The organism is Citrobacter sp. VF227 (assembly GCF_052950715.1).
This window is the reverse complement of sequence record NZ_JBRFVF010000008.1, coordinates 123,487-147,294: the sequence shown is the minus strand read 5'-3', so window position 1 is coordinate 147,294 and position 23,808 is coordinate 123,487. Positions and strand designations below refer to the sequence as shown.

The window sequence follows — 23,808 nt, the reverse complement described above, 5'->3', positions numbered from 1 at the left end:
TCAGTTATTTCATTTATAAAATAAGCCATGAAAAAAATTATTATATTGTTAACGACGTTTTTCCTGCTTTCGGGATGTACTATTCCCAGGGCGGTATTTAAATCCAGCCTGATTAATCAGGACGATCCTCGTTATAATCTGGTCGAAGTCACTCCGACATTAAAAATGAGTGATACCGATACTGTGCCGAAAACTATTGTCGATCCGGTCTTTGTCGCAAATAACTGGCACTGGACATCTTTGGCTAAAGGCGATGTGCTGCATATCACTATTTTATCCTCGGGCGGGGCGGGGTATTTATCCAATAACGCGAGCGGCGACCGTGCGGATTTTGAAAATATTCTTGTGGCTGACGGTAATACCGTTCAGGTGCCTTATGCCGGGACAATCCCGGTTACTGGATTGGATGTGACGCAACTGGCTGATGAGATCAGACAGCGACTTGCGCGCGTTGTCCTGAATCCCCAGGTGCTAGTGACACTTACCGCCCGCACCGGGGCCATGGTGACGATCGAGGGCAGCGGGAAAACGGGTCGTTACCCTCTCGAACAGAGTATGAATCGTCTGAGTCATTTTTTGGCAACGGCAGTGGCAGTAGCAGTAGAAAATACCAGCGCAGATATGATGGAAGTTCACGTGACGCGCCAGCAGCATTATTTCACTGCGCGACTGTCAGATATTTATCAGTATCCCGAGCTGGATATTGCCTTACAGCCGGATGACCGTATCACTCTACGTCAAGTGACCGAGTATGTTAATGTGCTCGGCGCAGCGGGTGTTCAGGGGAAACATGCTCTGGTTCAGCGTCATTCCAGCGTGGTGGATGCTTTGGCACTGGCGAAAGGATTAAATGACAATCTTGCCGATCCGCAGGCGGTTTTTCTGTACAAGCATAACGAAGCGGAACAGGCGAAACAGCAGATGCGTAAGCTGAATATCTATCATGTCGATATGAGCCAACCTGACTCGGTGTTTTTAGCACAGGCCATGCGAGTGGAAAACGGCGATGTTATCTATATCTCGAACGCCTCTTTGACTGATTTCGCTAAGGTGAAAGCCGCATTCGATAGCTTTTTGATCCGCGGCTCAAACTCTTTCTAACGTCGCCATATGAATATTTTGAAAAATAGTACTTATTATTTTATGAAACTCATTACTGTCTGTGAGTTAATCATTTTGTTAATGTCACGCGATATCAAAACGCGCTATAACGGTAATTTGCTAAACTATATGATGGTGCTGGCCGTACCACTGGTATGGATAACCATTACCGTTATTTCTTTTCAATATTTAAATCGCACGGTGCCAATATTCACTGACGATATCAGCTTTGTTATTGCAGGTATATTACCGTATCTGTTATTTCGTTATACCATTACCGCAACTATGCGCACCCGTTCATTCTTTACATCGTTGGCGGTTGTCTCGCAGGTTAAGAAAAGGCATGTAATTTTTGCTCTTGCCGCAGTCGAATTTGTTAATGCGGTTATCATTTATATTATTGTTTCATTGATTAACTTTCTTATATTTTCTCGTTGGGAAGCCCAGAAACCGATCCTGATTTTTGAAGGGATGGTTATCGCATGGCTTCTGGGGTTATCGCTTGGTTACTTTTGTGATGCCCTGTCTGAACGGTTCCCGCTGGTCTACAAAGCCGTTCCTGTGGTGCTAAGACCTATGTTTTTGATTTCGGCTGTCTTTTATACGGCGAATGAATTGCCCTATTCATTATTAAGCATATTCAGCTGGAACCCTCTACTTCATGCTAATGAGATAGTCAGAGAAGGAATGTTTGAGGGGTATCACTCCTTGTACCTTGAACCTCTTTACCCTCTGGCATTTTCCGCAACGTTATTCCTCGCGGGCATCATTTTTCACCTGATCTGTGACGCTGAAAATCAATGACTTTTGCTTCAGGAGAGACGCGTTCGTGTTCGGTTTATTAGGTTGTACACGCTATTTTGAGTCTGATAAGGGCCCGCGGGTGGTCCTTGATAAAACAGATTTTGTCATGGATTACCATGAGCACATCGGTATTCTGGCGGCCCCTGGTTCAGGCAAAACGACGCTAACTCGATTGCTGTGCGGCATAGATGCTCCTGATGAAGGGGATTTTATTGGGTTACGGGGCGATGCGCTCCCGCTGGGGGCAAATGCTTTTGTTCTGCCAGGGTTAACCGGCGAAGAAAATGCGCGCATGATGGCAAGTCTTTATGGCCTGGATGGCGATGAGTTTTCACATTTCTGCTATCAATTGACCCAGCTTGAACAGCGTTATACCGACAGGGTGAGTGAATATTCTGTCACGATGAAAGCGCATCTGGCATTTGCCATTAATTTACTGCTTCCCTGCCGCCTTTATATTGCCGATGACAAGCTGTACACCGGGGATAATGCCTCACAGTTGCGTATGCAGGCGGCGCTAGCGCTTGAGCTGCAACAGAAAGGATTGATTGTACTAACGCGCAACCCTCGGCTTATTAAAGAACACTGTCATGCGTTTGGCGTTTTGCTACATGGAAAAATTACGATGTGTGAAGATTTAGCACAGGCATCTGCGCTTTTTGAACAAAATCAGTCAAATCAGGCGACGATTCAAGCTGATGATTATTCCTTTGATATATAGATAGAAAATATACGGATAGCGTGTGGAAAATTCAGAACGTATTAAAAAATGGAAAGAGGAAAGGGCGAAGGTAGCAGAAGAAAGCCGGGCCTCGCGACTGCAACAAAAAGAGGATGAACGCGCCCTTAGCCAGACGGAAAAAAAGGCAGATTCGAAAAGTCATCATCGCCCAGACGCCGGATGGTCCGCGACGGATGCTGATTCTGTCCGTAGAGCGTCATTGGTTATTAAAGAGCGACGTGTTCAGCAAGCCAAACAATCGCTACGTCGGCTCTTTCTTTATATTGCTTTGCCGCTGCTGGTTATTATGCTTATGTCGTGGCTATTAACCTCGCGTTTTTATAGCGCGGATGCCACCTTTATTGTGCAAACGGATGCCAGCCAGGATAATTTTTCTGGAACAGCTTTCTTTGGCGCAGGCAATGAGATGTCGGAAAGCTTTCAGGTTCGCGAGTTTATACTTTCGAAAGAAATGATGGAGCGGATGGAAAAAGAGCTTGGCTTTTTATCTTATTTCGCGCAAGACGATATCGCATTATTTTCCCGCTACCATGCACCTCTGGGTATTAATAATGATCCTTACCGTTACTATTTATCGAAAGTCTCGGTTGCTGTCGATATTCAACAGGGCATGCTGCGTTTAAACGTGAAGGCGCGGAGTGCGAAACAGGCTGAATTTTTTGCCCAGCGTATTCTGGCTTTTGCTGAACAGCACGTTAATACCGTTTCAGCGCGGATGCAGCAGGAACGGATTTTATGGCTGGAAAACGATGTTAAATCGGCCCAGGAAAATCTGGGGGCAGTTCGGCTAGAATTGCTAAAAATACAGCATATACAAAAAGATATTGAACCGCAGGAAACCGTGACCGCGATTTATCAATTAATTGCTGGCTTTGAAACGCAGTTGGCGGAAGCGAAAGCAGAGTACGCGCAATTAATGGCTAATGGTTTGGATCAGAACCCCCTTATTCCTCGCCTGTCGGCCAAAATCAAGGTACTGGAAAAGCAGATCGGCGAACAGCGTAACCGCCTGTCAAATAAGTTAGGGTCGCAAGGCTCTTCAGAAAGCCTGTCCTTGTTTGAAGATCTTCGCCTGCAGAACGAGATCGCCAAAACACGCTGGGAATCTGCCTTACAGACCTTACAGCAAGGGAAGCTTCAAGCTTTACGTGAGAGACGGTATTTGCTGATTATTTCTCAACCGATGACGGTGTCTGACACCACTCGCTATGCCGATGGAACAAAGTGGTTACTGTTCTTCGTGTTGCTGGGCATCGCGTACCTGGTGACTTCTCTCCTGATAACCATCAGGCGGATGCGTGAATAAGGCAGAGTAAGGAAATACGATGAACTTGCACTCTACATGTGAAAAAATATCGCCAACCACCCTGCTCAAACGAGAGGATTGGGAGGGGCTATGCCACTATTTCGGTCAGCATCCCGAAAAAGTGCGAGATAGTGCTGGAAATGAGCAAAACATTATTCTCTTCGCTATCGCGTGTTTGCGTAGAGATGAAACAGATGTCGGGCTAACTTTGTTGTCTGACCGTGTTCTGACTGCAAAGAATGGCCGTGATTTATTGCGACGCTGGGTTATTTCGCCGCTGGCATCACATCGTCGGGATGCTGTACTACAGGTGGTTAATAAACTGCTGGCGGTGAATGTGTGCCAGTCGGAGGATGTCCTGCTGGTCGCAAGCGTGCTGCTTAAGAGTAAACAATATGCGACTGTTGCTGACTTAGCCGAGCGGGCATGGCTCGCTTTTTCGGGCAATAGCAAAATTTTTGCCCTCCATTTGCGCAGCCTGGCGCTGGTGGATAAAGAGTCACAGGCAATCTCATTGGCCAGAACACAGGCGCAGGAATTTCCCCCGCGGGGAGATATGATTGCAACCTGTCTCAGTTTCTTAAATAAAAGCCGCCGACAAGAAGATCATGACCTGGCTCGTGCATTGCTCCCTTTCTTCGCGTTAGAAAGTCAGGAGTCGGCGGGGCTGGCGGTTGATACGCTGTGCGCTGCCCGTAAATACCAGGAAGCCATTCAGACTGGGGAGTCCGCAATAGCCCGTGGGTTGGATGGTGCAACGCTGCGTCGTAGTCTGGGACTTGCCTACTATCAATTCGGTCGTGGCCGGGAAGCGAAGCTTCAGGCCGCTGAGCATTGGTCTCACGCCCTGCATTTTAATCCTGATAATTTACGTATCGTGACCCTGTATACCGATGCCTTAATCAGAACGGGTCAGAATGAGAAAGCCATTCCGATACTGCAGCAGTCGCTCGCGACTCATCCTGACCTTCCTTATGTCAGAGCGATGTATGCCCGAGCACTGCGTCAGGTTGGGCAATACGCTGCTGCCAGCGATGAGTTTGTACAACTTGCAAAGGAAAAAGGGGCAACGAGTAAATGGAACCGTTATGCCGCAGCGGCGTTGTTACAGGCGGGGAAAACAAGCAAAGCGGAAGACGTCTTTGAGCACTATATTCAGGCCAGAGCGAGCCATCTGCCTCAGTCATTCGAAGAGGGGCTGCTGGCGCTTGATGGGCAAATATCTGCCGTTAACCTACCACCTGAGCGCCTTGACTGGGCATGGGAAATTGCTGGCAGGCAGTCCGGTATCGAGCGCCATGAATGGGAACGCCGGGCGAAGTGGGGATATCTTGCAGATAATTATCTCCTCGACTGGCTTGAATGCCGTGGAGAGCAGGCCGACGAACCGATGTACCGATTGGCCGATATATCGCATGTCGAGCAATTTTTCCAACGACTGCAGCTTGATCAACGTGGTTGCATTGTTGTATCGGCTCATCTGGGCGCAATGTATGCCGGGCCGATGATCCTGTCCTTGCTGGAAATGAACAGCAAGTGGGTGGCTTCCACACCTGGCGTGCTCAAAGGGGGCTACGGTGAGCGGTTGATTTCGGTTAGCGATAAAAGCGAAGCGGACGTAGTCAGGGCCTGCATACAGACTTTACATAGTGGGCAGTCGCTTGTTGTGGCGATAGACGGCGCGCTGAATTTGAGCGCGCCGACTATCGACTTTTTTGGCCAGCAGATTACCTACTCCACCTTTTGCTCTCGTCTTGCCTGGAAGATGCACTTACCCACCGTATTTGGTGTTCCGGTGTGGCGAGATGGGCGCATCCATTTTGTTTTGGAGAAAATGGTCGATCCGCAGAGGTTCGAAAGCCAGTCTTCTTTCATTACACGCTGGAAAGACAATTACCTGAATTGTGTGACCGAAATCCTGAAAAGCGGTCCGGAAAATCTGAGACTTTCGGGGGGGATTTGGCGAAACATCACGCGCAAGGATGAATCATCTTTGGGCTGAAAAGACGTTTGCCCTGCAATGCCTTTGGCGCACCAGGCGATGCAGCCGCCAAGTAAAACTAAGTTATTCTATTTAGAAAGCATCCGTTCATTAACGTTCGGGTGCTTTTTCGTTCTAACGATATGAAAAATGGAGAATTATATAATAATTACGTTATACCTGATTGTAGTTCTGTTTGTCGGAGGGTTACCAGAAGACAGTATCCTGAAGTCCTCCCTCAGATAGGTTAAATAGGGCATCGAAATCCGCTTTTACGTCAAGCGTTCTTTTCCCTATGCAAATCTCTACAGCGATATCAGATCATGACGCTTTAGTTATTGAAGCGCGGGGGGTAATAGTGTGCCGTTATTGCGTTATCTTGAGGGTCAGGGAAAGCAAAGCGCGCTAACGACAAATCAGGTTGCCGACTGGCGGCAAGTTTCCATCTGAGTTGATCACAACGACATCGCCACTATTGAAATCTGGCAGCGCTATCGTGGGCAGATGCTCGCTACAATCAACAAGCTCTTACTGAAGCGAATAAATGGTTGCAGGCACATCCGGGTGCTGACGCCAATGCGCAACTTGCCTATGTATATCACTCTCAGGGGAAAAACTGGGACGCGCTGTTAGTTGCTAGCCAGGCGGAGGGAGTACCTACGGCAGACCCAGTGAAGCGCTGATTGCTGAGGTAGCTCAGGATGTAGTGCATACCTCTGCCTACCTCTGCAGCCCCTGGCATCGTCATAAGAGATCACTCATTCTCCTCTCACGCGATAATGCTCCTTAGGTTCACACCAGTATGCCTGCCCCTCTCCCCATGTCACATACTTCCAGGCGTCCCTGAGGATTTCAAAGACATTCCAGACCTCACGATGCTTCTTTTACCTGTAACAGTGATGACGATGAGCCGCAGCCATTAACACTCCGCATGCTGACTGAGTCTGCAAAAGCGGGTAAATGGCTTTATGAATGAGCCTTATTGATGGATGCCGTTTATCCGACCTACCGCTTCGCGAATAAAAAAGCCGCCGATCGGTTAATCAGCGGCTTTTCCCTTACCTGCAACTACGTCAGAAGTTATATTTCACGCCCAGCATACCGCGGGTATCGCTGTAGCCTTTGTCGCCGATCTGTTGGGCCACGTTGCTCCACACGTTGAGGCGCGGAGTGATTTGCCCTTCTACACCGACTTTCAGCTCGCCGATGTTCTTCGTGCCGCGCATATCGTTGTTCACATCATCCATCTTCACGCGAGTCGTCTGCGTGTTGTGGATCCAGTTGGCTTCGACAAACGGCTGGAACTCGCGAGATTTACCGTCGTCTATGGCGTTGTGACCGTTGATAAAGGCTTTCACGCCCAGGCGGGTCATCAGGTTGCCATCGGTGTCATCCTTCACGCGGGTACCGTTCACTTCGCGATGACTGTCGGCCTGCACGTCCATCCACACCACTTGCGCTTTCGGTTGCAGCCAGTAACTGTTGCGCTCGTTTTCACCCAGTTTGAAGCTATAACCCGCTTCAACAGAAGCAGTTACCCCGCTGGATTTGTATTTCTCTGTCGCCTGCTCCTGGCCCATCACTTTGTTATCAAACCAGTTGTACAGCATCCAGGTGTCTACGTAAGTGCCGGTCTTGTCTGCGTCATTGGCATACCAGGTGCCGTACAGCCCTACGCTGTAACCGGTGACCTGACCACGTGAATGGTAGCCAGTCAGGCTGGACTGCGTGCGGTTCTGGCTGTTGGCGTAACCTGCCATTGCGCCGATGTGCCAACGGTCAAGGCCGTCTCTACTCCACTGCGCCAAATCACCGCCTAACTGCAGCACATAGCTGTTGCTTTGGGTTTTCAACTGCCCGCTACCGTCTTTAAAGCGGGTATGCGCCCCGACGTTACGCATCCACATACTGGTGACTTTTTTCTCGCCCGTCAGCATGTCGATGTACTGCGTCTCTCCCAGACGATCGTGCAGTCGGGTCATAAACAGCGTGTTTGCGGCGTAGTTATTCGCCAGATAACTACCCGCTTCCGGACGATACTGCTGCTCGGTGACCGGAGGTGCGACAGGTATTTCCGGTTCAGGGATTATCGGGTCAACAGGATCTACCGGGTCTGGATCGACAGGACCGGGGTCAATAGGATCAACCGGATCCGGGTCGATGGGATCTACCGGGTCCGGGTCTTCCGGATCCGGCGGAGCTGGAATAAAGCTGGTCAGATACCAGTTGCTGCCCTTTTGCACCAGGTTATAGTCGTACGCACCGGCAACAATACGACCCGCTTTCTCAAAAGTACCGTCAGAATTACCGGCCACTTCGATAATCTCAATACCTTCAACAGTCTGCGCCCCGGTTCCGCCAATGTTGTTCACCGCCACAAACGCGTTACCCGTGGTGTTGCCGAGCACTTTCAGCTTGTCGGTTTCGGAGGCATCGTCATTCAGGACGGTATTGAAAACCAGTTTGCCGCCGTTGCCGATGAAATCTTCATTAATGGTAAGCGTCTGCCACGGTTCGCCGTCAGCATGCCCAAAGTTCACCACTGACCCGCCGTTCAGCGTCAGGTCGGTGAGCGTTGAGCTGTTGGTCATATTCCAGCTCGCATCGCTCATTTGCAGCGAGATAACCCCCGTTCCTGCCGTGACGCTGGTGATGTATGACGCCCCACTCCACAGCGAGTTGTCAGTCATGTTGAGCGTAATGGTACTGTTTTGCTGCGGCAGGCTGCTGGTTGCAGCAGTCGCGCCAGCGGCATGAAGATCGCCGTCGATAAGGAAGCGCCCGCCAGCGGAGCCATTTACGGAGCCGCCCGTTTCGGTGCTGATGGCATAACTTTCATTGCTGTGATTGCCCGCCATGGTAATGGCAGCACCGCCAGCCAGATTTATTGCCCCGCGTGAAGTCGCATACAGGCCGCGTGGCGCTTTGCTGTATGACGCTGCTTTCGCCGAATTGTTTACGTTGATCGTCGCGTTTTCACCGAGATTCACCGTCGCATTGGTGGAATAGACCGCATGGGCGCTGGCGCCGCTCACCGAAATGGTAGCGTTATTGCCCAGTTCGGTTTTGGACGATGTAGCGGCGTAGACCCCTATTGAGGAAGTGCCCGATGTCTCAATAGTGGCATCATTACCAAGGCGGATCGAGGACCCACTCTGCCCGGTGCGAAGACCTTCTGAACTGTCACCTATCGTCACAATGTGTGCCCGGTCACCGACGACAATCGTATTTTTGGCCTGCGTGGCATCTTTCATTGCGTTTGCAGTGATACCACGCCCCTGATTACCGGTGGTTTGAATATACAGATCGTCGCCAACATAAATGTTGGCTGAACCTTTCCAACCCTGGCTATAGGAGTTGTAACCGGCGTTAATACCGTCACCATCCTGACCGTCCACATAAATGCTGGTGCGATCTCCGGTGATGATAAAGACCGGGTTATCCGGTGAATTGACCCCGTGTGTGCGGATACCATCAACATCCTTACCATTATTAGCGGCATTCTTCGACTGTGTGCGGATCGTCAGGTCATCACCGAAAATAACGCCCGGGCTACCCGTCGCGCTGTTCTGAATAACGGTAATGGTGTGTTCGAAGGCTTCTGCTCCTGGCCCATTCAGCGTTAATCCATGGCCAAAAACAGGAATGGTGCCGGCACTCCATTGATAAACATAATTCGGCGTAGCGCTGGTTTTAGCGAAATTGGCATTCGCCTGTGCAGGAAATAAAGCCTGCAACTCCGGAGAAAGGCTGCTCACCAGTCCACTGGAAGGCAGACTGTCAATATCAATCCAGGCCGCGTGGGTTGAAAATACCATTGACGTTAACGCGGTCGATACCGCGATAGCAATGCGTGAATAATGCTTAGGTTTTTTCATAATAGCCTCCTGCTTTCGGGCGTAGGGCGTCCACCACATCGCGATGATGTGGAAATAATAAAAATGAGAATCAGCTATAAAATGTTAGAGAGTATTTTATGAATACTCAGACCTAACTTATCTTCAAGTCGAAGTTTGTAGACATATATTCTCTTAACATCAATATTATCTATTCTGGTGATTTGCTGAATACTTATCCCTGAAATAAATCGCTTGAGTAATATCATTTCCGTATAATTTAATGAACGCCCACGTTTGCTGTTGGCGAGATGCCCCCGGAATAAGCGACGTATTTTCTGATGTTGAACTTCATCACTATCATTGGAATAAATAATCCCTTGAATTTTATTGCTTTTCGATAACCAGTAATTGGCTAACGGTGCCAGGATCCGGTCCGCTATCAATACGATATGCATACCACTCTGCGTCAGGCGATCCACCCATTGCGGGTCGGTGAACAAGCGCAAGTTCGGGAATGAAAAATCGATAAAAATAAATCCATGGGATAAATGGTTATGATTATTAAGTAAAAGTTTTTCAATAATACCTTTTTTCAAATAATCATTACCCTCTGGCCAGACAGCAAAAGCGGCTCGGTGGCAATACTGTGCACGTACGGCAGCATCCGGAAATAATTCACAGGATAATTCACAGCTTATGCAACGAACACTCTGTAGCGGCTTTCTCTTCATCAACTATGCCCCTGTTATTTTCCATAAATATTTCATCGGTAAATAAATGTGTCAATCCGACACGTGGTGAAATCCGTTTCTGCTAATAACAGTCGAGTGGTGAACTTGTTATAAAATCCTATATAAAAACAATCTCCACCTGTAAATGTCGTTATGTTGATAAGTATTACGAAGCTTTCTCTCAGACTAACAGCCAATATATTAGGAGTTTTATACACAAATCCAGACATCACGATAGACGTAAATACAGCACTATTTGCTAAAACAAAACCTTACAAAATGATTTTAGTAAATCTCAAGATTCCTAAAAACCAGAAACCTTTGTGATGTTATGGGATAAATATAATAACTAATCAGATAAACCTGTAATTAATTCTCATTATTTAACCTTAGTTAATTACCACCTAAGATATCATCAACATAACTCATTGTATTAAAAGGATTTAATAGTTGCACACAAAATTCTTATCTTTGATCAAGTACAAAGGTAGAGGCGTCTTATCCATTTCGATGTAATATTAAATGGGTATGTTAATGCAACATATGAGACATTTTCGTTACTAAGGGGCGGGCATTGTACCTTATCAACCAGTTGGTCGAATTTAATCCTGATAACAAAAGCCTGGTCAATCGACAGACAGGACGAACAATTCAACTGCAACTCCCTGCCTCGCTCTGTTTTCTCTATTTAATTACTCACGCAAGTGACATTGTTTCTCAGAACACGCTGCTCAAAGTAGGTTGGGGAGAAAGAAACAATGTGACCACAACCAATACTTTTTACCAGGCAATTTTGACGTTGCGCAATGCACTGGCGGATGTCGGATTGCCCCGTGATACCGTCAAAACTATTTCCCGGCGTGGACTCAGATTAAATGAGAATACGCATGTGGAGACGATCACACATTCCCAAATCGAGCCCCCCCTTAGCACCATTTATTAAGGAAAACAAGGTTCCAGAGGTAATACCCTCTCCACCGCAAGTAGCAACGTCGACTCCCTGGTGGAACATTTTCTTAACCACCGGAGTGATTATTACTACTCTGATTATCTGGCTGGTGTGGTATCAGACTCGCCCTGTCATGCCGTTTAGTAAATTCGTGTCGGTTTCTATGCAAATTCCCTCACAGGAAAACTGTAAAATTTATTACTCACCGAATGAACACAATCTGGAAAGCTATTTCAGCCTGATGCAATCGCATCCCGATCTTTGTGAAGATAATAAACATGTATTTCTTTCAGGTTACCGTAAGGCACAAAGGATGGTGGCCTTTGTATGCGATAAGGATGCGCGGATAGATGTTCACGCGTTTTGTTCTACTCATTATTACTGGATGCGCGGGAAATGAACAAAATACACAATCTTATCTTGCTGGCGATCGGGGTGGTATTGATGCTGGGTTCAGGAGCCTGGTTATGGTATTCACGCTACGCCGACAGACCGTTGAACTGCGTCGGTAACGTGGAGTGGAACATTGGCAGCAACCGCTTTACCGGCACGGTGTCGTACCGACTGTACGACCATCAGGGACTGGCAACCTTAACCGGAAAACTGTACGGACGTCACGTCACAGGTATTAGCAGAAACATCTATTTTACCTATACCCAGCACCACGACGCGCGCGTGCTGCAGTCGACGCAACTGGTAAAAACCTTCTCGGACTCTGCCGATAAAGACGATATCAACGAGACTTTGCCCAGTTTTTATCGCGAAACCGGACAGCGCCTGAGTCTGGTCATGGAGGAGTATAAAGGGGCGTGGATAGTAGCGACTTCCACTGTTCCTTCGCTGTACTGCCGCAAAAGGTAATGTCATATCCAGATACAAAAAGCGCCCCCTCTCGTTGGAATTCATATATTCCATCATCAACTTACGCGACATGGGTCACTGAATCCTCTAATAACCCATTGCTATTCTTCATCCCGAATCAGGAAACATCCTGAATATCACGATATCTATTGCGTAATAATTAAGCGAAATGGGCGTTTTATTTTGCCCAGAAGACTTCAATCTACGGATGGATATTTAGAGAAGGCGTGGGCAGGGGCGTTTATCTCTCTCGCGAGCAATGTCTGAGGGTTCAGACGTTATCGCATTTCAGGAAACGGTATGTTTCCGGTGTATTTTTGGCGTACATATGAGGGATACGTAATGTTTACTTTTAAAAAGTGCCTGATTGCACTTTCTATAAATTTAGCCGTTGTTTCATCAGGTTTTGCTTGTACGACCCTGCTGGTCGGTAATGAAGCATCAGCGGACGGCTCCATGCTGGTAGCACGTAGCGCTGACAGCGATGCCCTGAAAGCGCAGCATTTTGTCATTCACCCGGCAAAACAGAATCAGACCGGGGTATACAGCACCAAAGCACATAACGGCGCGAATGACTTTACCTGGCCGCTACCCAAAAACTCGCTGCGTTATACCACTGTTCCAAACTGGAAAACCCAGTTGCACGGCGCGACCGGATTTAACGAACTGGGCGTCGGTGTGAGCGGTACAGAATCTATTTTTGCCTCACCAAAAGCGCTGGCCGCCGACCCGTATGTTGAGGATAAGGGGATCACCGAAGACGATATCCCGGATATTCTGCTGTCGCAAAGTAAAACCGCGCGTGAAGCCGTGGCGCTGCTGGGCCATATCGTTGAGACCGTCGGTGCGGGTGAAGGCTTTGGCGTTGCCGTCGTCGATGATAACGAGATCTGGTACCTCGAAACCGGCAGCGGCCACCAGTGGATGGCACAACGCCTGCCGAATAACCAGTATTTTGCCACCGGCAATCAGGGCCGTTTACAGGATTACGATCCGAAAAACCCTGACATGATGGCGTCAAAAAACCTGATTCAATTTGCGACCGAAAAAGGTCTGTACGAACCGGCAAAAGACGGTAAATTCAACTTCTCCAAAGCCTATACCCGTGATGACGAACGTGACCGCACGTATAACGACCCTCGCGTATGGACCATCCAGAAAGAGTTCAATCCTTCCGTAAACCAGGATATGGCCAAAGGACGTGAATTCCCGGTCTTCATGACGCCAGAGAAGAAAATGACGCTGGACGATGTGAAGGCCGTACTGCGTAACCATTACGAAGGCACCAGCCATGATCCATACACCAACGGTCTGAACGGTAAAGAGCCATGGCGTCCGATCAGCGTCTTCCGCACCTATGAGGCGCACGTTATGCAGGTTCGCCCGTGGTTGCCAAAAGAAATTGGTGAAACGACCTATATTGGTCTGGGTATGGCCGACCTCACCGCCTTTGTTCCGTACTACAGCGGCCTGAAAGCGTATCCGGCTAATTACACGATGGGTAGCGATAAAGCGGACGATCAATCCATTTACTGGAAATACCGTAAATTACAGACGCTGACCATGACCGATTATCCGAAGCTCGCGCCAATCGTCAAAAAGGCCTACAAAGCGTGGGAAGACAAAGTAGCGAAGGAGCAAAAAGAGGTCGAAGCAGAGTATCTGAAGATGGCGAAAACCGATAAACCTGCCGCCGATAAGATGCTGAATGACTTCAACCTTCGCATCATGGCTGACGCCGAGAAGCTGACGGAAGATCTGACTAATCAGCTGTTTACCATCCGCACTAAAGACATTCAGTCTGATATTTTCTTTGCCAACGCAGCGAAAAAAGACTGAGTAACGACACGATAATATCCTGGCACAAAGTCAACATCAGAACTTTGTGCCAGCAGTATACTTACATTTCTTTCCAGGGTAGTTGATCAAGAACCGGGCTTCTAAGATGCGAGTTGGCCCAGCAGGCGGCCTGTGTTCGGTTATTCACAGAGATTTTTTTAAAAATATTATAAATATGCGTTCTCACTGTATTTTCACTGATAAAAAATGCGTTAGCAATTTCAACATTTGATGCCCCTTTCGACAACTCAGTCAGAATTTCATATTCTCTTTCGGTTAAACCTCCGTTGTCACTATCGGATGGCGTGAGGTTTATATTTTTTTGCGGCGGTGACAGTGAGCGTGGTGGACGAGAGGTTTTACGCCCCTCTTTAAGAAGCGTTAATAAATGTTCAATAGAGCAATTATTTGGTACGATTGACTCAAAATTTGGCCATAGCATGTTCTCATAGAGCGGGAGCGAACGCAGGCAATTAATAATATAAACACGCAAACCACATGCGCTTTCATTAAGTAATTTTGACCAGATATTTTTTAATTTACGACTAGATGCCTGAATATCATAGAGGATGATACTTTCCTCAGCGATAAAAGACATATCCGGTCTGCTAATGTTAACAAAATCAACCAGTATATCGCTTTGCTTATTGAGATAATCCAGCAACAGCTGCGTCTGTATTGATTGGTTACTAATCAGTATTATCTTACTGTCCATGTTAAGCATATGTGGCCTTCATTCAAATGAGGATTGACAATATTCCCTATTGTTATTGCATGGAAAACCAATAACAAGTCATTACTTAAGATTAAAGATAATCTGATTGAATTATGGAAATTTAGCTAATTGTGCAATACGATCATTCGCTTTTTCCGAATACAAAGTTCGATTTTTGTTTGCGACTTTTTGAAAATTTCAAAAGTGACAACTTAACATATTGTATTTTATATGTTTTAACATCACCCGTTGAGTTAAGAAGTATCTTAACCTCAATCATCTTACAGATGATAACAATTCATTAAGGCTCATATTTAACGATCATTGTTAATATCATAGGATGAGTGAAATACGTCCAATCTACGATGTACAACAATAATTTATCTAACATAATTGATAGCGGGCGACAGCCTTATAGGGCGCAAGACAAAATGTGCCCGGACAATGTTACTGATAATAGGGACGATCTATCTCTCAATGAGGAACGCATTATGAGTAAACTATCAATTATTACTTTAATTAGCTGTGCCATCGTAATTCCTTCCGCCATGGCAGATTTCGGACATGGCCCTAACCCGGGTCCAAAAGGGAAAGTTAACTTCACCGGTCACGTTTATGCCAATTCGTGCATAATTGAAACCGGAGATCAAGATAAACAGGTAAAATTAAACCCGGTTCTCAATACATTAGTTAACAAATCTCATGCAACACAACTCCAATCATTCAGTATTAGAGTGAAAAATTGTTATATTAATGAAAACGCAACTCCAAAGTTATCCTGGAATGGTAATTCCCATTTAACTAAAGAGGGATATCTCAAAAATATGACAAGTAGTGGAGACAAAAATGTAGCGCTAGTTATCACGGATAATAAACAAAACAGTATTGATCTGAATAAAAACAGCAACCGATTTGGTCCTGAGAAAGGTTATCTCCGACATGAAAATGGTAGCCAAATTTTAACTTATAAATTCAATGTAGGTTACATTATATCGAAAGATAATAATTCATCATACGTTAAGCCGGGTCCTGTAAGCGCCCAGGCAAACTATAGCATTACTTATCTCTAAATACACAATGCTATAGCCTTCTGCGCTATAGCATTTATTTTAATAGAGGTCTCATGAAAATCTTTATTTATTTATTAGCTCTATTTTCGCTCTCGACTGCGCACGCAAACAATATCATTGTTAATGGTACCCGATTTATTTACGCTGAGGATTCTGCGGAAATAACGATACAAATGACCAATACAGGAAAATCCCCTTCGCTGGCCCAGATATGGTTAGATGAAGGAGACCCAGAAAAATTACCAGAAGAAATTACCACTCCATTTATTATTTCCCCGCCCATTGCTCGCATTGACGCAGGTAATGGGCAATCACTCAGAATAAAAAAAGTCGCTGATAAACATATTGTCGCTACTGACAGAGAGTCAGTGTGGTGGCTAAACATACTGGACATTCCTGCCGTAGATAAGAATAACATCACGGAAAATTCAGCCATGCTCAATTTGGCTATTCGCTCGCGCTTCAAATTTTTCTGGCGACCCAGTGGGTTAGGTGACCGTCAGAATGCGGAAAGCAAGGTACAAATTCTGGCAAACCAACGAGACATAACACTGGTAAACCCTACCCCGTTCTTCATCACTGTTGCAGATGTTGTGACGTCATCAGGCCATGGACTCATAAACGAGGGTGTCATGATCGCCCCGAAAAGCAAAACCACTCTCAGTGCAAAACAACAAATTAGCCGGGGCGAGTCTGTTGTTTTACAAGCAATTACTGATTACGGCGGAATTGTGGAACACAAAACAACCGTTAATTAATAAAAAGGGATAAAAGGAATTAACAATGGGTTTATGTAAAAGGATCCTCACCATACCCTGTTTCGTTATTTTTCATGGTTCATTATTTTCAGTTGGACTTCACGCAGAAGACAGGTCTCGCTACGAGTTTGATAATGCCATCTTGATGGGCAATGCTTCGCTTAACGATTTACAATCATTCAATGCCGCTGGTTTATTACCAGGAACATATATTGTAGATATTTATATTAATGATAGTTGGCGCGGACGTCGTGAGCTCTCATTCAAAAAAGATAATCACGGAGAGTTAGTCAGTTGTTACTCTGAAGCCTTCCTCACAGGTATGGGTATTAACCCAGGGAAAATGAATCAAACGCTGGCACACCAACCAAAGGAGTGCCAACGTCTGGCTGATTGGGATACCAGCGGTAAAACAACTGAGAAGCTCAATACCAGCCAACTTGAACTGCACATCACCGTCCCCCAGGCCTATCTCGACAATATAGAAACTAATTATATCCAACCTGAATTATGGCAACCGGGAGTTCCGGCGATTAATTTCGGCTACAACGCAGATTATTACAGTACTCAGCAACGCGGTAGCAATCGCTCAAGTACGGACAGCGCCTGGCTGGGAATGGATATCCGCAGCTCCGCTGGCGGGTGGCTAATTGAACATTTTGGTAGCCAAAATTGGGACAGCAAAATGGGCAGCCATTACACGAATAATCGTACAACGCTAAAGCGGCCAATCACTAGTTGGAAATCCATGTTCAGCGCTGGCAAGTTCTATACTGACAGCCAGATGTTCGACAGTATTGCTATTCTTGGGATGGGGTTGGCTTCTGAGGATTTAATGCGCCCGGACAGCACGCTAAATTGGGCGCCAATCATTCGTGGCGTAGCAGAGACCAACGCCCGCATCACCGTTACCCAGGATGGCCAAACTATTCATCAGTCTTCGGTTCCAGCTGGGCCATTCTCGATTGAATCAGTGTTGCCCGCGAATACTGGCGGCGAATTGCTGGTCACGATTCAGGAATCAGACGGACGTATCCGCCGTTTTACCGTTCCATACTCTTCAGTACCACAACTACTAAAACCCGGCGTTTCGCGCTATGGCATCACCCTTGGGACCGTCAATGAAGATAATTATGATAAAGATCCGTTTGCCGCACAGGCCTACTGGCAGTATGGCCTGAACAACTATTTAACGTTGTATACGGGGGCATCCGGATTCGAGCGCTATCAGTCAGCCCTCATCGGTAGCGGGCTCAATTCCCAGCTTGGCGCATTCGCCCTTGATGTCACCCAATCTCGCCTGAATCTTGAGGACGATCGCCAGCAAGGACAACAATATCGTCTGACATGGAATCGAACTCTCCCTTGGTCAGAAACCTCGCTCTGGCTGGAAGCTAAATACAGTTCACATCACTTTTACGGTCAACGCGATGCGCTGGATGCCCTGGATACACAAGCATCCGTCAACCAATACCTCTCATTACGCGAAAAGCAGTCGTTTAGCGCCAGTATTAATCAGCCGTTATCCGACACCTGGGGCTCATTCTATTTATCTGGCTCTCTTAAGAAATTCTGGGATCAACAGGATAACTATCGCCAGTATGCCGTGGGTTATACCAATGCCTGGGGCAACTTGACCTGGAGCATATCCGCCCAGCGTTTCTGGAATGAGGATCAACAGGGCTCCGTCACCAAAAACGACCAAATCATGCTCTCATTCAGCTATTTCCTGCCCCGGGATAACGCCGGTTTTACACAAATCTCCTCTGATAGCTACAGCAATAACGGCAAAGCGAGCAATACACGCCTCGGCTTCACGACGTCGTCTGATGAAGAAAATAATATCGTTTGGGGCGTAAATACTGGCTATGCCCGTGGTGGTGATGTGGAATGGGGGACAAACGGCATGATACGTACGCCTTATACCTCTCTGAGCGGAACGTGGAGCCAGAGCAACTCATGGCACCAGGTCAGCGGGGGAATGAGTGGAATGCTGGTTGGCCACTCGGGGGGAATAACGTTCTCTCCAGAGCGCTCAGATACCGTCGCATTAGTCCATGCGCCTGATGCGCATGGCGCGCATCTTGATGGTGTGCCTGGAACCCGCTTCGATAAAAATGGCTACGCTATTCTGCCCTGGCTTCGTCCATGGCGCGTAAACGACGTCACTATCGATCCAAAAGGTTCAACTGAAGGCCTGAATTTTACCAAAACCCAGGCCAAGATTGCGCCGTATGAAGGTAATGTCATTCCAGTCACTTTTGAAACGATACTAAGAAAACAGAATATTATTTATCCTCGTCTGCAGGGTCAGCAGAAAATGCCATTCGGCGCCATCATCCGCGACAAAGCTAATAATCATGTCGGCTACGTTGGGCAAGGTGGTGCGCTTTATATTGATGAAACTACCTCACCAGAAGTGTTCGTTTCACTGGAAACGGGGAAATGCACGATCGTGTTAAAAAATCAGGAGGCCACATGTCAATAATACGTGTCGTTCTAATTCTGGGGTGTGTAATGGGCATTCATCAGACAGCCAGTGCTGCATGTACCCTGAACACACAAAAGATTATCTTGTCACCGGAAATCGTTAACGATAAACAGTCAATCCAGTCCGGAGGGGTTATTCAGACGCGCACACTTTCCCTACAGAATATTCAGTCGTCAGGTTGTAATGACAGCCATCCTTTTTCTGCCCAGATTATTGGGGATCTGTCCGCAATGAAACAGCCCGGTATTATGCGTAGCAATGTGAGCGGTATTGGCATTAAAGTCACCCTGGAAACCTCAACCGGACGAAAGATCCAGTGGCCATCAGATTTTAAAGCGACGGCAGATGAGTTCAGAAACAGCAAAATTAATATTGAGCTAATCAAGCTGGATAATCAGCTTGCGGCCGGGCCTGCTGCGGGTGCGATCAACCTGCAAATCAGAAGTGCCACTCAATCGTTGCCCGTGGTGGATATTATTGTGCCGGCAAAATATATTACTATGCTCAACCGGTCATGCACGATCAAAGGTAACCGTACAATCAACGTAAAACTCCCCAGTGTAGCACTTGAGCAGTTTAGCGGCCCTGGCAGCACTGCAGGAAGAAAACCATTTACTATCGACCTTTTTTGTAAAAGTGATTTTACAACACCTTCTCAGATTATTCTAAGCTGGAGCGGCATAGAGAATAATCACAGCAGTAATAGTGGTGTACTACAGAATATCCACCCCAAAGGTGCGGTTGGCATAGGTATTCAGGTTTTGGATCAACAACAAAGAGTTATCAACTTAAAAAATACCACGTATATCCATTTAGCGCATCAGAATAATGGAAACCACTCTATCCCGTTTTATGCACAATATTATCAAACAACTAACAAAGTTAGTCCTGGAATTGTGCGCTCAGTCTTGTATTTCAATGCTGAATACCAATAATCGTTCCTAATTTAGGCGTACTGCGAAGTCTTTGCTCCACGTAAGTGGAGCTTTTTTACATTACATATCAATGGGAATGTAATGTTCACAGGTAATTGTTTTATTGTTAATATCTTCTTGATTATATTTAAATATTTCAATATCATAACCTGTTTTTCTTTTTAATTTACTCTCTGGCAGTATTTTCAAATAAATATATCTTGAATAGAATGGATAGTCCTTTTTCTTAAACCGGAATGAAAAACAGGCATAAACCCCCGAAGGACAGTCATAACGATTATAGATATTTGGCGAATGATGAGTTTTATTGCCAATGATACTCTTTACTTTCAATCGCATCATTGAGTTTGGATTGGAAGAGAAATCGGTTAATGCCCACACATTTTGTTTTGAACTGGTAAGTTGCTCAAATATCAAATTTAACCGATGCAGATGCGAATCACTGGCGGGTGGGATTGGTGTATCATAGTTATACTGAAATCCGTAAACGGTATCAGCAGGCAAGGTACGAAGTTGTAATTCGCTGACAACAACATCACAGCGCTGTACAAATGATAGTAATGGTGCGAGATCCCAACTGGAATTTTTCCGATATTCTGTGGGAGTATAACCTGTTAGTTTTTTAAATTCACGACAGAAAGATTGCTGGGAATCGAATCCTACCCGCACTGAAATATCAATAATATCCATATGGGTAAGACGTAACAAGTTTGCCGCTTTGGTTACGCGTCGCTTACGAATATACAGCCCCACGGGCATATTAATTCGTTGTTTTAAAACACTCTGAATATGCCTTCGACTATATCCAGAAAACCGTGAAATATCATCAATATCGATGCCCGAAACAAAATTATCTTCTATATAATACAACACATCATTTATAGTCTTTGACTTCAATGTCCCCTCTCCTACCCAATAACAATAAAAACCGTAATAACAAAAATCGTCAGTCCATTTAACAATTAGGTAAAGAAATAGTTATATAGTAGAGTGATTATTTCTTATATCGTAGCAACAGCATGTCGTCAAATCTATTTTGATAAATATACAATTCATTTAACCAATGACCGGGAATTTATTAACCAGCATATTATAAATTCCTCATTAATTAAAAGAATAATATTTATCGAGGTTACTATAATCAACAGTAATTATCATAAACTGATCGGAGTTCCGATCAGTTTAATGCTAAAAATAGAGAGTAGCTATTATTTATGCGTATAGATAAAAAAATAATACGCCTTCAGTTAGACACTTCCACGGGAAATGCTCAGCACCTCACACCGTGATTTCACTGCGTCGTGCAGCAAACGGACCGCCGTTGAAAGCTGCTGCCGATGCGGGCAAATCATATTCAGCGGGACTGTCTCTCCCTGATAATCCGGCATCAACAGTTGTAATCGACCGTCACGAACATCCTCGCTGACATCCAGCCACGACTTGTACGCCACGCCCTCGCCGGCAATCGCCAGGCGCCGGATCACTTCCGCATCATCGCTCATAATGGTGCCGTTAACCTGCACGATGCTGACCTCACCGTTTCGCGTAAACGTCCAACGATCGTGCAGGCGTCCACGTAATACGAAGGTCATGGCGTTAAGCTGCGCCAAGTCCCCCGGACTTTGCGGAGCACCGTTTTGCGTCACCCATTCCGGTGAGGCCACCAGCACGCGTCGGTTTCCAGGTGCAACAGGCAGTGCAACGTAAGACGCGTCCTCGTTGTTGCCATAGCGAAACGCAACATCGACGGGATCTTTAAAGACATCCGTCACCTGGTCGGAGAAAAATATCCGTAGTCGCAGCGCCGGATAGCGGCGTCGAAACGACTGAAACACTGGCAGCAGCAGGTTACGCCCGAGATCGGAAGGTACGGCAATTTGCAGCGTGCCCGAAACTTCATCTTCCGGGGTCTGTATTTTTTGCAGTCCGGCATGCATCACGTCCAGAATCTGGCGGGCATAGGGTAGCCAGACCTCGCCTTCCGGCGTGAGGCGCAGGCTGCGCGTGGAGCGGGCGAACAAACGGATAGCCAACGTCGACTCCAGGCGCTTGATGGCAGAGCTAACCTGAGCAGGCTGAACGCCGACTTCGCGCGCGGCATCGCTAAAACTATTCAGCGCCGCGGCGCGGACAAACAACGTGAGATCTTCAAGCCGGAACATTTTCACTCCCCGAGTATAAGTCCTGTCGCCGTGGAGCTATTTTTCCCGTTCTGCTGCCGCTTTACCATCGAATTATTCAACAGAGATAAGGTTTCTGAACCGGAGAGATTATGAAAGCCATCGCTATTACCCGCGCCGCGACCGACGGCAATAACATTGAATTTTTACAAGAGATTGACCTGCCCGTGCCGGTTGCCGCCGGGCACGATCTGCTGGTTGAAGTGAAGGCCATTTCCGTCAACCCCGTTGATACCAAGGTTCGCGAAGGTTTTAACGCTGATATCCCGCGCGTTCTGGGCTGGGATGCCGTGGGCGTGGTGAAATCCGTCGGTGAAGCAGTCACCCTGTTCTCACCGGGCGATGAAGTCTGGTACGCCGGTGCGCTGGGGCGTGCTGGCAGTAACAGTGAATTTCAGTTGGTTGATGAACGTATTACCGCGCTGAAACCGCAATCACTGGATAACGCTTCTGCGGCGGCGCTGCCGCTGACTGCGATCACCGCCTGGGAAATGCTGTTTGACCGTCTGGGGGTTGAGGAAAACGGCAATGAAAATGATGTGTTACTGATCGTTGGCGCAGCTGGCGGCGTCGGTTCTATCCTGACGCAACTGGCCAGTAAGCTGACCAGAATGACCGTCATCGGCACTGCATCACGTCCGCAAAGCCAGAAATGGGTACGTGATGCAGGCGCTCATCATGTCATTGACCACAGCAAGCCGCTGACGGATGAGCTGTTACGGATAGGGGTTAAGGAAGTGACGCACGTTGCCAGCCTGAACAATACCGAGCAGCATTATCAACAAATTATTGCCGCACTGGCACCACAGGGCAAACTGGCGCTGATTGACGACCCTGAATTCCTCGATGCCCGTCCGCTGAAGGCTAAAAGTATTTCGCTGCACTGGGAATTTATGTTTACCCGTTCGATGTTTACCACTCACGATATCATCGCGCAGCACCAGCTATTAACCCGTGTGGCGCAATTGATCGACGACAACACCCTCCGCACTACGCTGGGCGAGCATTTTGGCGCTATCAACGCGGCGAACCTGCAAAAAGCCCATGCGCAAATTGAAACTGGTCGTTCGGTCGGCAAGATTGTGCTGGAGGGGTTTTAACATGTCTGATTCAGAAGTGATTTCAATTATTGCGGTCTTGAAAGCCAAACCAGGGAAGATCGACGCACTGAAACAAGCGCTGCAGAACCTGCTGTTACCCACTCGCCGGGAGCCGGGCAATATTGAATATGCTCTGTTCCAGTTACGCGACACACCGGATGTATTCTACGTACGCGAATCCTGGCGCGGTCAGGCCAGTCTGGATGAACATATCACTCTGCCACATTTCCAGGCATTTATTCTGCAAATGAACGATCTACTCGCCGAACCGCTACGGCTGGATTATCTGACGCCGATTGCGCCATAAAATAACTGCCGAAGCCTCCCTACTGCGCGAGGGGGGCTGCACCAGTCATGTCTTACTGACTTCGATATCTCTGCTATGATGCCTGCACACAAATAAGAC

The 23,808-nt window shown here is 46.9% G+C and carries 18 protein-coding genes and 2 pseudogenes; 15 read left to right on the top strand and 5 right to left on the bottom strand.

Annotated features, from left to right (window positions below):
* Positions 1–27 precede the first annotated feature (27 nt).
* The 6 genes and pseudogenes from vexA to ACU8YC_RS20485 all read left to right on the top strand — a co-directional run.
* Positions 28–1,101, top strand: coding sequence for a Vi polysaccharide ABC transporter protein VexA (vexA, locus tag ACU8YC_RS20510; RefSeq protein WP_446895689.1), 1,074 nt, complete (start codon positions 28–30; stop codon positions 1,099–1,101).
* 9 nt (positions 1,102–1,110) lie between these two features.
* Positions 1,111–1,905 carry a Vi polysaccharide ABC transporter inner membrane protein VexB gene (vexB, locus tag ACU8YC_RS20505; RefSeq protein ID WP_252838582.1) on the top strand — a complete coding sequence of 265 codons (795 nt, stop codon included), beginning with the start codon at positions 1,111–1,113 and terminating at the stop codon, positions 1,903–1,905.
* A 25-nt stretch (positions 1,906–1,930) separates the two neighbouring features.
* A complete protein-coding gene (gene vexC / locus ACU8YC_RS20500; RefSeq protein WP_151217059.1) occupies positions 1,931–2,626 on the top strand; it encodes a Vi polysaccharide ABC transporter ATP-binding protein VexC in 696 nt (231 codons plus the stop codon).
* Between the two features lie 22 nt (positions 2,627–2,648).
* Positions 2,649–3,953 carry a Vi polysaccharide ABC transporter inner membrane protein VexD gene (gene vexD / locus ACU8YC_RS20495; protein ID WP_151217061.1) on the top strand — a complete coding sequence of 435 codons (1,305 nt, stop codon included), beginning with the start codon at positions 2,649–2,651 and terminating at the stop codon, positions 3,951–3,953.
* A gap of 19 nt (positions 3,954–3,972) precedes the next feature.
* The gene (vexE, locus tag ACU8YC_RS20490; protein WP_446895688.1) at positions 3,973–5,955 is read left to right on the top strand and encodes a Vi polysaccharide transport protein VexE; all 1,983 of its coding nucleotides are present in this window, start codon (positions 3,973–3,975) and stop codon (positions 5,953–5,955) included.
* 886 nt (positions 5,956–6,841) lie between these two features.
* Positions 6,842–6,910: pseudogene (locus tag ACU8YC_RS20485) on the top strand (DUF1493 family protein); the annotation flags it as partial.
* Positions 6,911–7,007: 97 nt separating this feature from the next.
* Here ACU8YC_RS20485 and misL read toward each other — a convergent pair.
* Together misL and ACU8YC_RS20475 are read right to left on the bottom strand one after the other, a co-directional pair.
* On the bottom strand, positions 7,008–9,812 hold the full coding sequence (gene misL / locus ACU8YC_RS20480; RefSeq protein ID WP_446895687.1) for an intestinal colonization autotransporter adhesin MisL: 2,805 nt from the start codon (positions 9,810–9,812) through the stop codon (positions 7,008–7,010).
* Between the two features lie 74 nt (positions 9,813–9,886).
* Positions 9,887–10,504, bottom strand: a complete 618-nt coding sequence (locus tag ACU8YC_RS20475; protein ID WP_151217063.1) for a helix-turn-helix transcriptional regulator — start codon at positions 10,502–10,504, stop codon at positions 9,887–9,889.
* A 574-nt stretch (positions 10,505–11,078) separates the two neighbouring features.
* On the opposite strand from ACU8YC_RS20475, the pseudogene ACU8YC_RS20470 reads away from it, so the two are divergent.
* From ACU8YC_RS20470 to ACU8YC_RS20460, 3 genes and pseudogenes are all read left to right on the top strand, one after another.
* A pseudogene (locus tag ACU8YC_RS20470) lies at positions 11,079–11,853 on the top strand (winged helix-turn-helix domain-containing protein).
* Positions 11,850–12,314 (top strand): hypothetical protein, encoded by a 465-nt coding sequence (locus ACU8YC_RS20465; protein ID WP_151217068.1) that lies wholly within the window; start codon positions 11,850–11,852, stop codon positions 12,312–12,314. The pseudogene ACU8YC_RS20470 and the gene ACU8YC_RS20465 overlap by 4 nt, the downstream one beginning before the upstream one ends.
* A 342-nt stretch (positions 12,315–12,656) precedes the next feature.
* Positions 12,657–14,153: a C69 family dipeptidase gene (locus tag ACU8YC_RS20460; protein ID WP_187253895.1), complete on the top strand. Its 1,497-nt coding sequence runs from the start codon at positions 12,657–12,659 to the stop codon at positions 14,151–14,153.
* A gap of 61 nt (positions 14,154–14,214) precedes the next feature.
* On the opposite strand, the gene ACU8YC_RS20455 is transcribed toward ACU8YC_RS20460, so the two are convergent.
* Positions 14,215–14,877 (bottom strand): LuxR C-terminal-related transcriptional regulator, encoded by a 663-nt coding sequence (locus ACU8YC_RS20455; protein WP_187253896.1) that lies wholly within the window; start codon positions 14,875–14,877, stop codon positions 14,215–14,217.
* Between the two features lie 482 nt (positions 14,878–15,359).
* Between ACU8YC_RS20455 and ACU8YC_RS20450 the strand changes: the two genes are divergently transcribed.
* From ACU8YC_RS20450 to ACU8YC_RS20435, 4 genes are read left to right on the top strand one after another with little or no spacing between them, the layout of a single operon-like run.
* A complete protein-coding gene (locus ACU8YC_RS20450; protein WP_187253897.1) occupies positions 15,360–15,938 on the top strand; it encodes a fimbrial protein in 579 nt (192 codons plus the stop codon).
* Between the two features lie 53 nt (positions 15,939–15,991).
* Positions 15,992–16,696, top strand: coding sequence for a fimbrial biogenesis chaperone (locus ACU8YC_RS20445; RefSeq protein ID WP_446895686.1), 705 nt, complete (start codon positions 15,992–15,994; stop codon positions 16,694–16,696).
* Between the two features lie 25 nt (positions 16,697–16,721).
* On the top strand, positions 16,722–19,184 hold the full coding sequence (locus tag ACU8YC_RS20440; RefSeq protein WP_446895685.1) for a fimbria/pilus outer membrane usher protein: 2,463 nt from the start codon (positions 16,722–16,724) through the stop codon (positions 19,182–19,184).
* Positions 19,175–20,122: a fimbrial protein gene (locus tag ACU8YC_RS20435; protein WP_446895684.1), complete on the top strand. Its 948-nt coding sequence runs from the start codon at positions 19,175–19,177 to the stop codon at positions 20,120–20,122. The genes ACU8YC_RS20440 and ACU8YC_RS20435 overlap by 10 nt, the downstream gene beginning before the upstream one ends.
* A 60-nt stretch (positions 20,123–20,182) precedes the next feature.
* On the opposite strand, the gene ACU8YC_RS20430 is transcribed toward ACU8YC_RS20435, so the two are convergent.
* Together ACU8YC_RS20430 and ACU8YC_RS20425 are read right to left on the bottom strand one after the other, a co-directional pair.
* Positions 20,183–21,019 carry a helix-turn-helix domain-containing protein gene (locus ACU8YC_RS20430; protein ID WP_151224020.1) on the bottom strand — a complete coding sequence of 279 codons (837 nt, stop codon included), beginning with the start codon at positions 21,017–21,019 and terminating at the stop codon, positions 20,183–20,185.
* A gap of 350 nt (positions 21,020–21,369) precedes the next feature.
* The gene (locus tag ACU8YC_RS20425; protein ID WP_446895683.1) at positions 21,370–22,284 is read right to left on the bottom strand and encodes a LysR substrate-binding domain-containing protein; all 915 of its coding nucleotides are present in this window, start codon (positions 22,282–22,284) and stop codon (positions 21,370–21,372) included.
* Positions 22,285–22,394: 110 nt separating this feature from the next.
* On the opposite strand from ACU8YC_RS20425, the gene ACU8YC_RS20420 reads away from it, so the two are divergent.
* Together ACU8YC_RS20420 and ACU8YC_RS20415 are read left to right on the top strand one after the other, a co-directional pair.
* A complete protein-coding gene (locus ACU8YC_RS20420) occupies positions 22,395–23,402 on the top strand; it encodes a zinc-binding alcohol dehydrogenase family protein (RefSeq protein ID WP_187253901.1) in 1,008 nt (335 codons plus the stop codon).
* A 1-nt stretch (position 23,403) separates the two neighbouring features.
* The gene (locus ACU8YC_RS20415) at positions 23,404–23,709 is read left to right on the top strand and encodes a putative quinol monooxygenase (protein ID WP_151217080.1); all 306 of its coding nucleotides are present in this window, start codon (positions 23,404–23,406) and stop codon (positions 23,707–23,709) included.
* Positions 23,710–23,808 lie beyond the last annotated feature (99 nt).